The organism is Bradyrhizobium sp. TM102 (assembly GCF_009176685.1).
Taxonomy (GTDB): domain Bacteria; phylum Pseudomonadota; class Alphaproteobacteria; order Rhizobiales; family Xanthobacteraceae; genus Bradyrhizobium; species Bradyrhizobium ottawaense.
Genome location: NZ_AP021855.1, coordinates 2,187,764 through 2,202,193, shown reverse-complemented (window position 1 = coordinate 2,202,193; position 14,430 = coordinate 2,187,764). Strand labels below are relative to the sequence as shown.

Genomic DNA, 14,430 nt, shown 5'->3' with positions numbered 1-14,430 from the left:
GCTACAAAATAGCTCGTAGGGTGGGTTAGCGTCAGCGTAACCCACCTCTTCCGTTTCCGCATCGGCAGAAGTGGTGGGTTACGCCAGCGAACTGCGCTTCGCGCAGCCCGCTAGCTAACCCACCCTACGCCACCGTGCCTTTCACGCCACCGCCGCATCGGGCACGCGCGCCGCTTCCATCGGCGCCTTGCCGCGGATCAGGTCCGAGGCACGATCCGCGATCATCATCGTCGACGCATTCAAGTTGGCCGAGATCATGCGCGGCATCACGGAGGCGTCGATGACGCGGAGGCCTTCGAGGCCGTGGACGCGGAGCTGGTCGTCGACGACCGCCCAGGTGGAATCCGCCGGGCCCATGCGGCAGGTGCAGCCGGGGTGGAAGGTGGTGGTACCGCGCTCGGTGGCGGCCGCCAAAAACTCGTCGTCGGTGTTGATGTTGGGACCGGGGAAATCCTCGTAGGCGTAATAGGGCGAGAGCGGCGCACTCTTGAGCAGGCGCCGCGCGAGCTTCATGCCGCCGACGATGACGCGGCGATCGAGCTCGGCGTCCAGATAATTGGTCTGGATGATCGGCGGCGCGAACGGATCATTGGAGCGGATGCGGACATAGCCGCGGCTCTCCGGGCGCTGCTGCCAGGAGGCGACCGTCATGCCGGGCTCGTCTTCGAGCTGGCCCTGCACGCCTTCCTTGTAGGACGCCGGCGTGAAGGTGAGCTGGAGGTCGGATGAGTCGGCACTCTCGCCGGAGTGCCAGAAGCAATAAACCATGGTCGGCGACAGCGAGAGCAGGCCGCGGCGCGCGGTCGCCCATTTCAACGCCTCGATCCACAGCGAGACACCGCGGCGGAGCTCGTTGATGGTCTTGATGTCCTTGACGCGCGCCACCGTGCGGGGGGCGTAGTGGTCCTGCAGGCCTTCACCGACCGGCAGCGCGTGACGCACTGCGATGCCGTGCGCGGCCAGCAGGTCCGGCGAGCCGACGCCGGAGAGCTGCAAGAGCTGCGGCGAGTTATAGGTGCCGCCGGACAGGATGACTTCCTTGTTGGCGCGCACCTCCACCGGCGTGCCGCCCCGGCCGCCCTTGGTGTAGCGCACGCCGACGGCGCGCTTGCCCTCGAAGATGATCTCGGTGGCATGCGCGTGCGTATGCACATGCACGTTGGGCCGCTTCATCGCGGGCTTGAGGAAGGCGGTCGAGCCGGAGACGCGCAGGCCCTTGTCGATGGTGCGCTGGCAGTACGAGACGCCCTCTTGCTTGGCGCCGTTATAGTCGGGGTTGCGCGGGATGCCGAGCGAGACCGCGCCTTCCATGAAGGCCTCGCAGAGCGGGTCGCGCCACTCCATGGTCGTGACCGTGAGCTTGCCGTCGCGGCCGCGGAAGGTGCTGTCGCCCTCGCCGACCCGCTTCTCCAGCCGCTTGAAGTAAGGCAGCACGTCGGCATAGCCCCAGCCGCGATTGCCCATCTGCGCCCAGGTGTCAAAATCCATGCGCTGGCCGCGGTTGTAGATGTGGCCGTTGATCGAGGAGGAGCCGCCGAGCGTCTTGCCACGCGGCGCATAGATGCTGCGCCCGCCGGTCCAGGGCCCCGGCTCCTGCTGATAGGCCCAGTTGATGCTCTTCATGTGGAAGGTCTTGATGAAGCCCGCCGGCAGATGGATGTAGGGATGCCAGTCGGACGGGCCGGCTTCCAGCACGCAGACGCTGACGTTGGGGTCTTCGCTCAGCCGGCTGGTGAGCACGCAACCCGCAGAGCCCGCGCCGACGATCACATAATCAAATCTGTCCATGGTGCCTCGGCCGCTCCTAGCGCGGCTTGTCGTTGAGTTGAAATTCCAGATGCGTCTGCACCGTCGGCCATTCGGCGGCGGTGATGCTGTAGACCACAGTGTCGCGCAAGCTGCCGTTCGGCGCGACCTGGTGGCTGCGCAAAATGCCGTCCTGTTTGGCGCCGAGGCGCTCGATGGCGCGGCGGCTCTGGTGGTTGAAGAAGTGGGTGCGGAATTCGACCGCGATGCAGTTCAGCGTCTCGAAGGCGTGGCGCAGCAGCAAGAGCTTGCACTGCGTGTTGAGCGGGCCGCGCTGCGCGCTCTTGCCGTACCAGGTCGAGCCGATCTCGACGCGGCGGTTGGCGGCATCGATGTTCATGTAAGTGGTCATGCCGACGATGTTGCCGCCGGCGTCGAACACGGTGAACGGCAGCATCGAGCCCGCAGCCTGCAGCCCCAGGCGCCGGTCGATCTCCTTGGCCATGTTGTCCGGCAGCGGGATCGCGGTGTACCAGAGCTTTGACAGCTCGCCATCCTTCACGGCCGTCACCAGCCCGTCGAGATGCTGCTGCGACAGCGGCTCGAGACGGGCGTGCTGTCCACGCAGGGTGATGGGATCGGGCCAGGGCATTTCTCACTCCATATTGACTGCTGTCATTCCGGGGCGACGCGAAGCGGCGAGCCCGGAATCCATAACCACCGCTCGGGGTTATGGATTCCGGGCCTGCGTGCCGGCGCACGCATCCCGGAATGACGACGGATGTATTGGCACGGCTCGTCCAGATACATTCACTTGTTCAAAAAGTTCAACGGCAAACCGCCACGCGGCCAGTCCATGGCGACGAGCTCGCCCTTGCCCGATAGCGTGATGTAGGCGGTCTTCAGCGCGGGGCCGCCGAAGGCGATGTTGGTGGTGACGCGGTCGCCGGTCGGGACCTGCTCGACCAGCGTGCCGTCGGGCGCGATCACCGAGATGCAGCCGGAAACGAGGGTGGCGACGCAGACATTGCCGTTCGCCTCCACCGCGAGCGAGTCGAACATCTGGTAGCCGCCGAGGCCGCAGATCGGCTTACCCCGCTCGCCGCGATAGATCACGTCGCGCGGCTTCAGCGTGCCGGGCGCGGAGAGCTCGTAGGCCCAGAGCCGGCCGGTCGGCGTCTCCGCGATGTAGACGGTATTCTCATCCGGCGACAGCCCGATGCCGTTCGCCGGCAATATGCCGTGCACGACCTCGACCAGCTCGGTCATCCCAGGCTTGAGGTAGTACATGCCGCCGACGTCCATCTCGCGGGCGCGGCGCTTGCCGAGATCGGAGAACCAAAGGCCGCCCTGCTTGTCGAACACCAGATCGTTCGGCCCGCGCAGATCGTGCGCGCCGCATCTGGTGACGACGGTCTCGACCTTGCCGGATTGCAGATCGACGCGCTGGATCGAGCCGCCGAGGTAATCGTCGGGCTGCGGGCCCGGCATGATCATGTTGCGGGTCGGGATCCAGGAGAAGCCGCCATTGTTGCAGATGTAGATCTTGCCGTCGGGGCCGAGGGCGGCGCCGTTCGGCCCGCCCGGAATTTTCGCGACGATCTCCTTGCGGCCGTCGGGATAAACGCGCGTCAGGCGCTGGCCGCGGATCTCCACCAGCACCACCGAACCATCAGGCATCACGACCGGCCCTTCGGGAAATTCGAGGTCGGTGGCGAGAACGCGGACGTTGGACGTGGCTGTGGACATTGGGGCCCCTCCCGGCTGATTGTTATGACTTGCACGGGATGTCCGGCACGGGCCCCACACGCAAGATTTGCCTGCGGTTATGACAAAGACACCCCGGCTTGCCAAGCAAGCGGGATGGTATGCCAGCGTTGCGGAAGCCTACGGCTTCACCGGCAGCCAGATCTCGAAGCCGCCATTGCCGGTTGCGGGATCGAACGCCTCGTCGTAGCGCTCGAAACTCGGCGCGTCCGCGGCCGTCAAACCTGAGGCGGGCAGCCATCGATTCCAGATCGTGTTGACGGTGCGGCGGATCGAGGCGACGTGCTCGGTATGCGTGAACACGGCATAGCGCTGCTCGGGGATGCGGATGCGGGCGAAGCGTCGCGGCAGGTCCGAGAACTCGGCGACCTCGACGCCTGCGATGTAGTCGAAATTGCCGGAATCGTCGCCGTTGCAGCAGACGCCGTAGGCGACCTGTCCGACCCTCGAGGGAATATCGGCGACCTCCTGATGAAAGCGGTGCCACAGGCCGGGGATGACGGCGCCGTTGTCGCAAGAAATGCGCTCGCCGGGACCGGCGACGAGCAACGCCCGCGCGGTCTCGAAGCGCGGCGGGGCGAGATGGTCGAGCATGGTGGAGTCCATGAGGATCGGCTCCTGAAGCTTGAGGTCATTGGCGCACATTGCCGCCCTGACCGCTTCGGGCGTGGTGCCGAATTGGTCGCGGAACGCGCGGGTGAAAGCTTCGTGCGAGCCGTAGTCGGCCTCCAGCGCGACGCTGAGGATATCAGGCGCGCCGTTCGCGAGAAGACGCGCCGCCTCGGTCAGCCGCCGCGCGCGCAAATAGCGCATCACCGGAAGTCCGGTGGCTGCGGCAAACGCGCGCACGATGTGGAACCGCGACACGCCCGAGATCGCAGCGATCTCGTCGAGCGTCATCGGCTCGGCCAGATGGCTCTCGATATACCAGAGCGCGCGCTGGGCAGGGTTCATGGCGGCTCAACCCTCGTTCGAAGCGTGACGATGATGCGCCGTCAGCGCCGGCTTCGCTTGATCGGCATTGCTGTCCTCGCGGGAGGATAGTCCGGGAATGGCCACTGGCAACGCCTTGGCGTTCGCGGCTAGACTGTTTGGAAACCGCTCACGAGAAAGAGGAACCCGCGTCATGGAAATCACCGATGTGCGGGCACACCATATCCGCATCCCCTATGACGCCGGCGTTGCGAGCTTCCGCCAGGGCGCATCCGCGATCACCGCGCTCGACATGGTGCTGGTCGAGGTCACCACCGACGCCGGGCTGACCGGCTGGGGTGACGCCTTCGCCTATGTCTGCCCGCGCACCACGCGCAGCGCCGTCGAGGAGATGATCGCGCCGCAGGCCCGCGGGCTGAAGGTGCCCGATGCCGCCGGCATCCCCGCCGCGATGGAGCAGATCCAGCGCAATCTGCATCTGTTCGGCCGCTACGGCATCACCATGTTCGCGATCTCGGGGCTCGACATCGCGCTCTGGGACCTTGCTGCCAAGGTCGAGGGCGTGCCCCTGCATCGCCTGCTCGGCGAGACCAGGCGCACGGCCATTCCCGCCTATGCGAGCCTGCTGCGGATCGGCTCGCCCGACAACATCGCGGCCGAATGCAGGAAGGCGCTCGCGCTCGGCTATGGCGCAATCAAGCTGCACGAGACCACGGCGCCTGCGGTGTTCGCCGCGCGGGAGGCGATCGGGCCGGCCATTCCGCTGATGGTCGACATGAACTGCCCGCTCACGGCCGAGCAGGCGATCGCGTTCGCAACCTCATGTCGGGACGCGCGGCCGATGTTTCTGGAGGAGCCGGTGTGGCCGCCCGAAAACTTCGCCGCGCTCGCCGAGGTCCGAAGCAAAGGCGGGCTCGGGATCGCCGCCGGCGAGAATGCCTGCACGGAATATCAATTCCGCCAGATGATGGAGGCGGGCGCGGTGAGCCACGCCCAGCCGTCGGTGACCAAGGTCGGCGGCATCACGGAATTTCTGAAGGTCGCGGCGCTCGCCGATCAGCTCGGCGTCAAGATCGTTCCGCACTCCCCGTATTTCGGTCCGGGCCTGCTCGCGACGCTGCATCTCCTCGCGACACGCGACGACGGGCTGGTCGAGATGTTCTATCTCAAGCGCGAGGCCTGCCTCTGGGGCGACCGCGCGGACAGCGATGCCACCGGCCATGTCGCGGTGCCCTCGGGCGTCGGGCTCGGTTATGATCCCGATCGGGACGTGATGGAGCGCTATCGCGTGGCGTGATCGGCAGGCTTATTTCGCAGCATCCTTCGCCGGCGGCGCGTCCTGCTTCTTCTTCAGATCCTCGGCCGTCTTCACCTGGGCGGCCTGGAGATCGAGAAGCGTCTTCTGCAGGCCCGCGAGGTTCGTCTTCAACGCGTCGATCTGGCGGTTTGCTGCATCCAGCTTCTGCTGGTGGTCGAGCGTGAGCTTGGTGATCGTCTTCTGCAGGAAGTCGACATTGCTCTGCAGGCAGCTGGTGCGCCGCTCCATGGTCTTCTCGACCGTGCAGATCTCGATGCCGGGCACGTCCTGCGCGTGCACCTGCGCATTCGCCAGCGTTGCGAGCAGCAATATTGCGAAACAAATGCCGGCGTTTCGAAGCAGCATGAGAGGTTCCTCGTCCAATCGATCACGGCAATGTGCGCTTTTTGCGCACAGCCACTCAGGGCTACCACACTCGTACCGCATTCTCGCGTTGAGCTTGCATCGTTCCCTTGGACGGGGAACGATGATCGGCACGCGGAAGAAGTGGGCGCTGTTCCGCGGCTTTGTTTAGGGGAGATTTTTGGAATGGCAACGCGCGATAGACGACTGGCGGAATTCGACGGCGCCGGAGAACCACCGCCGGGGCTTGCGCTCGAAGTGCTGTGCGAGGACCACAGCGGAACGTACCAGCTGCCGTTCGCCTGCCGCTATGTCGAGGGACGCTGGCAGAACCACGAGGCCGGCATCGCGGTGGAAGCGACCGTCATCGGCTGGCGCCTGCCGCGCGTGAGGCAGCGCGGGGCCGCCTGACGCCCATATCTGTTCCAAAATGCAACGCGGCCGCGCTCCGCCTTAACCTTCGGAACGCGGCCCGAACGAATCACGTCCGAATCGGCCGAACGGCCGCGTACGCAGCTGTTCACGGCTAGATGTCGATGCGGCTCTACCGGCGCGTACAATATCTGCGCAGCGCGGCGGATGGCCCGGGCCGGGCACGGGCGCCAAAGGTTAATCGCGACAAGGGCATAGCGCGCAAGACCACCCTGGCCGGCACCCGCCCCCGAAACAGGCAGGGTCAGGCAAGGACTGCCTAATATTCGACCTCGAGCTCCTCGATCTCGGCCGGCTCCTCGCTCGCCGCCGCGATCCATTCCTTCATCTCATCCATCGCCATGATGGTGTCGGCGTAGGCCTTCAGCTGCGGCTCGAGCTTGACGTCATAGGTGACGAAGCGCGTCACCACAGGCGCGTACATCGCATCCGCCATGGTGCGCCGCTCGCCGAACAGGAACGGGCCGCCGGATTTCTCCAGGCAGTCGCGCCAGATCGACCAGACCCGGTCGATGTCGGCCTGGGCGCGCGACCAGATCTTGAAGCCGGGAAAATGTCCTTTCAGATTGACGGGCAGCGAGGCGCGCAAGGTGGTGAAGCCGGAATGGATTTCGCCGCAGATCGAGCGGCAATGGGCGCGCTGCACGCGGTCATCAGGCAGCAGGCCGGCTGACGGCATCGCCTCGTTGAGGTATTCGGCGATCGCGAGCGTATCCCAGACCACGGCACCGTCGTGCCGCAGACACGGCACCAGGATCGACGACGACAGCAAGAGGATTTCGGCGCGCGCCGACGGATCGTCCGGCGCGGTGACGATTTCCTCGAAATCGAGCCCGGAGAATTTCGTCAGCAGCCAGCCGCGCAGCGACCAGGACGAGTAGTTCTTGCTGCTGATGGTCAGTGTCGCCTTCGCCATATGGCCCTTCCCTCACGCCTGGGAGCGCACTGCCGGGCGTGCGCGCCCCGTCCTTCCCGCCCAAAGAGCAGCAAGCGACGTGCCAATTTTCCCGGCGGTCCGGCCCCATCTGGCTTCGATATTGCATCAAGATGGGGGACAGGTGGGCACTTCAGTATGATGTCGATGTATTATCAGGCCTTTCAGAACCAGATGGACCTGACTGCGCCGTGGCGCGCGGGGGCTTCGTCCGCGCTCAGATTCCTCAATTTGGTGCCCCAGGGCATGTCGGATCAGGTCGTCGGCCGGCTGTCGGCGGCGCTGGAGCTGATCTCGCGCTCCACCCTCACCTATCATCGCCCGGCCTACGGCATCGACAGCGTCATGGTGGGCAATCGCGAAGTCGCCGTCACCGAGGAGATCGCCTACGCGACACCGTTCGGCTCGCTGCTGCACTTCAGGAAGGACGGCGTGACGGAGCAGCCGCGCATGCTGCTGGTGGCGCCGATGTCCGGCCATTTCGCAACGCTGCTGCGCGGCACCGTGCAGACGCTGCTGCAGGACCACGACGTCTACATCACCGACTGGCACAATCCGCGCGACATCCCGCGCAGCGAGGGCCGCTTCGGGCTCGACGACTACACCGAGCATCTGATCGATTTCCTCGGACAGCTCGGCCCGCGCCCGCACATGGTCGCGATCTGCCAGCCGTCGGTATCGGCGCTCGCGGCCGCCGCGATCATGTGCGAGGACAACCATCCCTCGCGCCCGGCGACGCTGACGCTGATGGCAGGGCCGATCGACACCCGCATCCAGCCAACCAGGGTCAACGACTTCGCCAAGAGCAAGCCGATCGAATGGTTCGAGCAGAACCTGATCAACTACGTGCCGATGCAGTGCCGCGGCGCGCTGCGGAAAGTCTATCCCGGCTTCGTGCAGCTCACCGCCTTCGTCTCGATGAACCTCGAGCGCCACATCAAGCAGCACATGGATCTCGCCAACCACATCGCCAAGGGCGAGAAGGACAAGGCCGCGACCATCAAGACCTTCTACGACGAATATTTCGCCGTGATGGACCTGCCGGCCGAGTTCTACATCGAGACCGTGCGCGACGTCTTCCAGGAGCACCTGTTGCCGCAAGGCAAACTGATGCATCGCGGCCGCCCCGTGAACACCAAGGCGGTCAGCCGCATGGGGCTGATGACGGTCGAGGGCGAGAAGGACGACATCTGCTCGATCGGCCAGACCCTTGCTGCCCAAGACCTCTGCACCGGCGTGCGCGCCTATCGGCGCGTCCACCACATGCAGGCCGGCGTCGGCCATTACGGCGTGTTCTCAGGCCGGCGCTGGAACAACGAGATCTATCCGCTGCTGCGGGATTTCGTGCACGTCAATTCGTGACACCACGCCGCGGCGCGCTGGAATTGCTCTTCAAGCCCGTATCGAGCCGGGCCACGCGACGACTTGCCCTGACATCACCAGGCGGTTGCGTCCGCCCTCCTTGGCGGCGTAAAGCGCCTTATCCGCAGCCGCTATCAGCGACGTGCAATCCGCCTTGTCGCCGAACGACATATGTGTGGCGCCACCAATGCTGAGGGTGACCTGCCTGGATGGCGGGTTGAGCGCGTGGAGGATGCCGAGGTCCTGAATCGCTTGCCGGATTCGCTCTCCGACCTGCTCGCACCCTTCCATGTCGGTATTTGGTAGCAGCAAGATGAATTCCTCACCACCATACCGAGCGGCTACGTCTGCCGGCCGTCTGGCCTGCTCCGCCAGGACCCCGGCGACCGAGCGAAGACATGCATCGCCAGCCTGATGCCCGTACTGATCGTTGAAACTCTTGAAATGATCGACGTCCATCATCAACAGTGACAGGGGCGTTCCTTCGCGCCTGGCTCGGTCCCATTCCGCCTCAAGCCGTTCGTCGAAGTGTCTGCGGTTTGCCAAGGCCGTCAGGCCATCCGAACTGGCGAGAGCCGCCAGTCTATCCTCCAGATCCTTACGTTCGGACATGTCGCGCGAGATCGCCACCACGCCGTTGATGTCTCCACTCTGCGCACTCCTGGCGACGCGCAGTGCGGTTTCGATCCAGACCTCGCCTTTCTCGCGATGCCGGATGCGATACGTGATTCTAGCCTCTTCGGCTTCGCCGTTCCCCAACGCGGAGAGCGTCTGCCCAACCCGGGCCAGGTCCGCGGGATTTATGCCGGCGAGGGCTGACGTATCCACCAACTGGTTTGGAGCCCAGCCAAGAATCCGAGCGCTGGATGGCGACGCATAGAGGATCCGTCCATCGACCGCTATGCGCATGACCATGTCTCCCGACTGCTCTGCAAGGAGGCGAAAATCCGCCTCCTTGGCGACCAGGGCAGCGGCCATCTTTTGCCGCTGGTGCAGCTGGTGCACCAGCAAGAGCCCCGCAACAGCGAGTCCTCCTATCAGCCCGAGCACCGCAGCCATGCGTGTCAGCGCGGCTCGGCGCCAGGGGGCCAAAACGTCATCTTCCGATTCTGTAGCAACCACGAGAACGGGGTAGCGACTGCTGAGTTGATAAAAGCTCAGACGCCGGACGCCGTCGAGAGGCGACGTGAAGTAGTAGACGTCCGCGGCCGGCCGCTCACGGATAATCCTGAAGAGCGGAGCACCCGACAGATCGCGGCCCGTATATCCGTTGTCCGGGCTACGCGCGAGGATAATGCCGTTCGCTGTCGCCAGTGCAATTGAACCGCTCTGGCCGACGTCGAAACCACGATAAAACTGCAGAAAATAGTCGACGTCGATCGTGGTAAGGGCAACTCCGGCAAAACTGCCGTCAGGATGATTGAAGCGCCTCGACGCGGCGATGATCCATTGCCCGCCCGACCTGCTCCTCACTGGAGACCCAATGAAGGTGCCCCGGTCAGCCACGGCACGATGATGCTGGAAATACTCTCGGTCGCTGTTGTTGAGGCCGGCGAAATCCACAGGCTCGCTGGTCGCGAGCCAGCGGCCGGTCTCGTCATAGACGAACACGGCGCGGATCCGGTTCGCGGCTTTGCGCCGGGAAAGAAAGGTCTGAATCTTGGCGATTGCCGCCGGGCTGGTTCCCTCGAGTTCGAGTTGGCCAACCAACACATTGAGAACGGTGTCCGCGAGTTCGAACGTATCGTCCGCGTGCTGCGTCACCGACCGGGCCAGATTGGCCATGTCTGTTTCGGAGCCCTTCAGCACCGTCTGTCGCGAGGACCACTCCCGCCAACCGCTGAGTGCGACAATCGCCAAGCAGGCGACCACGACGAATGCCGAGGCCCAGAGCGTCAGACGCCCCTGGCGAACATCACTACGGTGATCGATCAAGAGACGCAGCCAGGTTCAGTAAAGCTCGTCGGATGCAGGCTTCGAACTCCGGCAAGATGTGCCAAATCGTCGATCCGCGGTTGAGGCCGAATGACCAGGCTCTCTGCCGGCAGACGCACCGTCGGCGAGAGCGATGCGGGCTTCGCGCCAGTTGTAACAATGTGAGGCAACGGCGCGGCCATTGACCAGATGTTCTTGAGCATAGCCCTGTTCACGGAGCATGCGATGACACCGTTCCCCTTCAGACGGGCGACGGTAAAGAGCTTGCGGATCAGCAGGTCTCGTTCAAGCGACTGCGGCAAATCGAACTGCAGCCCGATGAGATGGCCTCTTTGTTGCACGACCATCGCGTCGATCCACCCCACCTGCGCGATGTGCACGCGCAGCGGTTCTCCACCGCGAGGACAGTCAATGCCGGCGCCGAGCAGAACGCCGGCGCCAGAGAGGGAGATGTTGCTCACGCGCCCGGAAAGCCGCTCGCCGGTGCCCGTCTCGATCAAGACTGATTCATCGAAGTCGAAACGCTCCTCGGCGCGTCCCATCCGCGCCTGCAGCGAGGTCATGCAGACGAAGAAGAGCACGACGATGTTCACCACCGACCAGAAGGCGACCATCGGTAAAGCGGCCGGATGATCGATCATCCGCCATTCCGGGATGGTGTTCACAACCAGGCCGACAACCGTCAACGCCATCAAGGCCGCTGACGGCCAGAATATCTCCGCGGCGTAGCTTGCGCACCGCGCGGCAGCTCCCTTGGGCGTCACCCTGAACGCATGTCCCGTCGGCTTGACGAGAGTCCCAAGCACCGTCGGCAGAATCTTGAAGCTCTGGATCGTCGCCGACACCTGAGCGGCGAGCGGAAAATGCGCGTGCGGCGCAAACCACGAGATGCCGCCGTTGAGCGCCAGGATCGCGGGGAATAAGTAGTAGAAGACCGACTCAGGGGTAACGTCGACGACAGGCGCGAGCCCAGTCCACATGAACACGATCGGAACCACCACGACCGTGAGCGCCCGCAGGCCCAATGAGAGCCAATGGGTCGGAAAGAACAGGAGCCGATGCATCAAGCCCAATCCGGGGCCGAGCGGGCCGTCGGCGAGATACAGCGTCTGGATCGCGCCACGCGCCCAGCGTTGCCGCTGCACGAAAAAGGCGTCAAGGCTTTCCGGCGCCAGTCCAATCGCCAGCGGCTCGTGTAGATAGCGAGTGACGTACCCCTTGCGCAGCAGGACCAGCGTCAGCAGGATGTCTTCCGTAATGGACTGGGTCGGCAAGGCATCGCCCACCGCGCGGAGTGCTGCGCGACGCGTGACGGAGTTGGAACCACAACAAAAGGCACCATCCCAGCCGTCGCGCGCTGGCATGATGGAATCGAAGAAGAACCGTTGCTCGTCCGGCAGCCCCCTGTGCAGGCCAAGATTCGCCTGCATCGGGTCCTCATTGTAGAAGGTGTGCGGGATCTGAACGATTCCGATCTTTGGATCAGCGAAGAAGCCCATCGACCGCATCAGGAAATTGCGCTGCGGCACGAAGTCCGCGTCAAAGATCGCGAAGAACTCGCCGCTCGTCTTCGTCAGCGCATGATTGATATTGCCGGCCTTGGCATTCAAGTTGTCGGCGCGCGTGAGATACCCGGCGCCCTTGTGTTCGCAGAGTTCCTTGAGCCAGGGTCTGCGACCATCATCCAGGACCCAGACGTGGAAGTTTGGATAGTCCAGACACAGCGCGCCAGTGATCGTCTTTTCCAGCACCTCGAATGGCTCGTCATAGGTCGGAATAAAGACGTCGACCGAGGGCAGCTCGTCATCCGGCAGGCTGCGAAGCCGATGCTCGTGCTGATCTGCTTCGCTGCTGCGATCGGTCCTGCGAAGGAAAGTCAGATAGAGAATGAACTGATCTGTGAAGGTCAGAAGCTCGACGAAGAGACAGAACCAGATCCAGCCGACCTGATACCAAGTCCCGCTTGCCGGCAGCACGGTTGTGAAAATACGCCATTCGAGATAGCGGGCGACCACAAGCCAAACCACGATAAAGACCGCGACACGCGCCCAAAGGCGCGCGACTGGAAAGGTCGGCGCCAACAGGTACATCGCCGCAAAGATGCCCAGCATCGGCGCGAACAGCTGAGAGAGAGGCAGAGTCATGGCCTGCATGGAACATCTCGCTCACAGGGACGAATGATCGAGCTCCAGGCGCGCGGTCAGCCATTTCAACTTCGAGCTGACCAATCGTAGCAGGCCGTCGGCGCTACGCTCGAAGCGCACCTCAGCCAACCGTCCGATATCGCAGGAGCCGTTATGGTCGGCCGACGTCTCATTGGGCGGAAGCGATATCTCAACGGTAATGTTGCCCGGATCGGGCCGCGGCACCCGAGCCGCAAGCAGCCGATCATCGCCGTACGCTGCCGATCCGCGGACTTGCCGGATCTGGCCGGTCTTCCATTCGCGGCTCCCAATCAGGCGCACGGTAGCCGCATCTCCGGCCTTGATCTTCTCGAAATCGCGTTCGGGGAGTTCAACAACGATAAATCGGCGTTCGCAATCTGCAAAATCGAAGACCGATTGCCCTTCCGTGACCATCGAGCCCGGGCTGGCCGCGACCGACCAGACCACATGGGCTGCGGGCAAGGACAGATCGTAGTGATCGAGACGATCGAGCCGAGTGCGTTCCTCTGCGATTTCCGCGGCCAGCTGCGTGGCACGTGAGCTGTTCTGCAACAGGTCTGTCTCGAGCTCCTGGCGGCGGAGGACAAGCCGCTCGCGCTGCTGCTGAGAATACGGCACGTCATTGGCGTCGCCACGAAGATAAATGCCCTTCTCGGCCGCCCCCAACTCGGTCTTGAGGCGCTGCAGGCGTTCATCGGCCATCTGGCACCGCGTTGCGGTTGCCTCCTGCGAGGCCTGGGCCTCACCGGAGCGGATTTGCGAACTGATGCCGAGCTTCACGAGCCTCTCCATCCGGCCCGCGACATCGTTCCGCTGCCGCGCCTCGGCGAGACAGCCGCCTTTTTCAACTTCCGTTTCGCCGATCTCGTGGTTCAGGCGCGCGACCATCCCCAAACGATAGTCCTCGCTGCGCTCGCCGAGCTTGCGATCGAGCCCGGCGATTTCCTCGAGTTGCCGACGTGCGAGCTCGGCGCGTTTGGTGGACATGGCAAGCTGCTGATCGAGGTCCATGAGGTGCCGGCGATCCGGCGACCGCGCCCCGACCATCGGCACCACCCGGCTCTGCTGGAAATATTCACCCTTGCGTGGAAGATCAGGCGAGAGCTGACCCGCGAAGGGTGCAGTCACCCGCATGAGCTCGGCATTGACGAATGCGGAGGGAGCGATTCGGTAGGTCACATACGGCAACAGGGCCCATCCGCTCAGCGCGATGATCCCGAGCGCCAGGGCTCGACGAACAACCCGGCTACGAATGAAACGTTCGACGTGCAAACGAACCACGACTGGATCTCCAATGGGCTTTGGTCGCTGCGCCAGCCGCAGCGAAGGCAAGCCAATCGCCGCATGGCCCGGCGCTGGGATGACGTCTGCGCCTTGAGGCAAGGAGCAATCCGACAACATTGCCGCCAGCCGAAATCGGGATTCGCCGCCGCGGCAGACTCGCCTTCGCAACCACGAGAAGCATATCTAGCATTCACCACAACAGGTTAAGCTGT

The 14,430-nt window shown here is 64.1% G+C and carries 12 protein-coding genes; 3 read left to right on the top strand and 9 right to left on the bottom strand.

Annotation, left to right across the window (positions count from 1 at the left end; translation table 11 throughout):
- Positions 1-141 precede the first annotated feature (141 nt).
- The 4 genes from GDN70_RS10320 to GDN70_RS10305 all read right to left on the bottom strand — a co-directional run bounded on the left by GDN70_RS10320 (position 142) and on the right by GDN70_RS10305 (position 4,467).
- Positions 142-1,788 (bottom strand): GMC family oxidoreductase, encoded by a 1,647-nt coding sequence (locus GDN70_RS10320; protein ID WP_038973438.1) that lies wholly within the window; start codon positions 1,786-1,788, stop codon positions 142-144.
- A 16-nt stretch (positions 1,789-1,804) separates the two neighbouring features.
- Entirely contained in the window at positions 1,805-2,398 is a 594-nt protein-coding gene (locus tag GDN70_RS10315; protein ID WP_038950869.1) for a GNAT family N-acetyltransferase, read from the bottom strand.
- Between the two features lie 158 nt (positions 2,399-2,556).
- Complete coding sequence (locus GDN70_RS10310) at positions 2,557-3,495, bottom strand: SMP-30/gluconolactonase/LRE family protein (protein WP_038973439.1); 939 nt, start codon at positions 3,493-3,495, stop codon at positions 2,557-2,559.
- Between the two features lie 138 nt (positions 3,496-3,633).
- Positions 3,634-4,467 carry an AraC family transcriptional regulator gene (locus GDN70_RS10305; RefSeq protein ID WP_028145618.1) on the bottom strand — a complete coding sequence of 278 codons (834 nt, stop codon included), beginning with the start codon at positions 4,465-4,467 and terminating at the stop codon, positions 3,634-3,636.
- 172 nt (positions 4,468-4,639) lie between these two features.
- On the opposite strand from GDN70_RS10305, the gene GDN70_RS10300 reads away from it, so the two are divergent.
- On the top strand, positions 4,640-5,743 hold the full coding sequence (locus tag GDN70_RS10300; protein ID WP_152102474.1) for a mandelate racemase/muconate lactonizing enzyme family protein: 1,104 nt from the start codon (positions 4,640-4,642) through the stop codon (positions 5,741-5,743).
- Between the two features lie 9 nt (positions 5,744-5,752).
- Here GDN70_RS10300 and GDN70_RS10295 read toward each other — a convergent pair whose 3' ends face one another.
- Positions 5,753-6,109, bottom strand: a complete 357-nt coding sequence (locus tag GDN70_RS10295; protein WP_038973441.1) for a hypothetical protein — start codon at positions 6,107-6,109, stop codon at positions 5,753-5,755.
- A 183-nt stretch (positions 6,110-6,292) separates the two neighbouring features.
- Here GDN70_RS10295 and GDN70_RS10290 point away from each other — a divergent pair, with 183 nt between their 5' ends.
- Positions 6,293-6,517, top strand: a complete 225-nt coding sequence (locus tag GDN70_RS10290; RefSeq protein ID WP_018318578.1) for a hypothetical protein — start codon at positions 6,293-6,295, stop codon at positions 6,515-6,517.
- Positions 6,518-6,797: 280 nt separating this feature from the next.
- Here GDN70_RS10290 and GDN70_RS10285 read toward each other — a convergent pair whose 3' ends face one another.
- Positions 6,798-7,454 (bottom strand): glutathione S-transferase family protein, encoded by a 657-nt coding sequence (locus GDN70_RS10285; RefSeq protein WP_038950877.1) that lies wholly within the window; start codon positions 7,452-7,454, stop codon positions 6,798-6,800.
- Positions 7,455-7,610: 156 nt separating this feature from the next.
- Here GDN70_RS10285 and GDN70_RS10280 point away from each other — a divergent pair, with 156 nt between their 5' ends.
- Complete coding sequence (locus tag GDN70_RS10280) at positions 7,611-8,834, top strand: polyhydroxyalkanoate depolymerase (protein WP_028145622.1); 1,224 nt, start codon at positions 7,611-7,613, stop codon at positions 8,832-8,834.
- Between the two features lie 30 nt (positions 8,835-8,864).
- Here GDN70_RS10280 and GDN70_RS10275 read toward each other — a convergent pair whose 3' ends face one another.
- From GDN70_RS10275 to GDN70_RS10265, 3 genes are read right to left on the bottom strand one after another with little or no spacing between them, the layout of a single operon-like run.
- On the bottom strand, positions 8,865-10,769 hold the full coding sequence (locus GDN70_RS10275; protein ID WP_038973443.1) for a diguanylate cyclase domain-containing protein: 1,905 nt from the start codon (positions 10,767-10,769) through the stop codon (positions 8,865-8,867).
- Positions 10,766-12,922 carry a glycosyltransferase gene (locus GDN70_RS10270; protein WP_038973444.1) on the bottom strand — a complete coding sequence of 719 codons (2,157 nt, stop codon included), beginning with the start codon at positions 12,920-12,922 and terminating at the stop codon, positions 10,766-10,768. The genes GDN70_RS10275 and GDN70_RS10270 overlap by 4 nt, the downstream gene beginning before the upstream one ends.
- A gap of 12 nt (positions 12,923-12,934) precedes the next feature.
- The gene (locus tag GDN70_RS10265) at positions 12,935-14,215 is read right to left on the bottom strand and encodes an HlyD family efflux transporter periplasmic adaptor subunit (protein WP_240536535.1); all 1,281 of its coding nucleotides are present in this window, start codon (positions 14,213-14,215) and stop codon (positions 12,935-12,937) included.
- Positions 14,216-14,430: the final 215 nt, after the last annotated feature.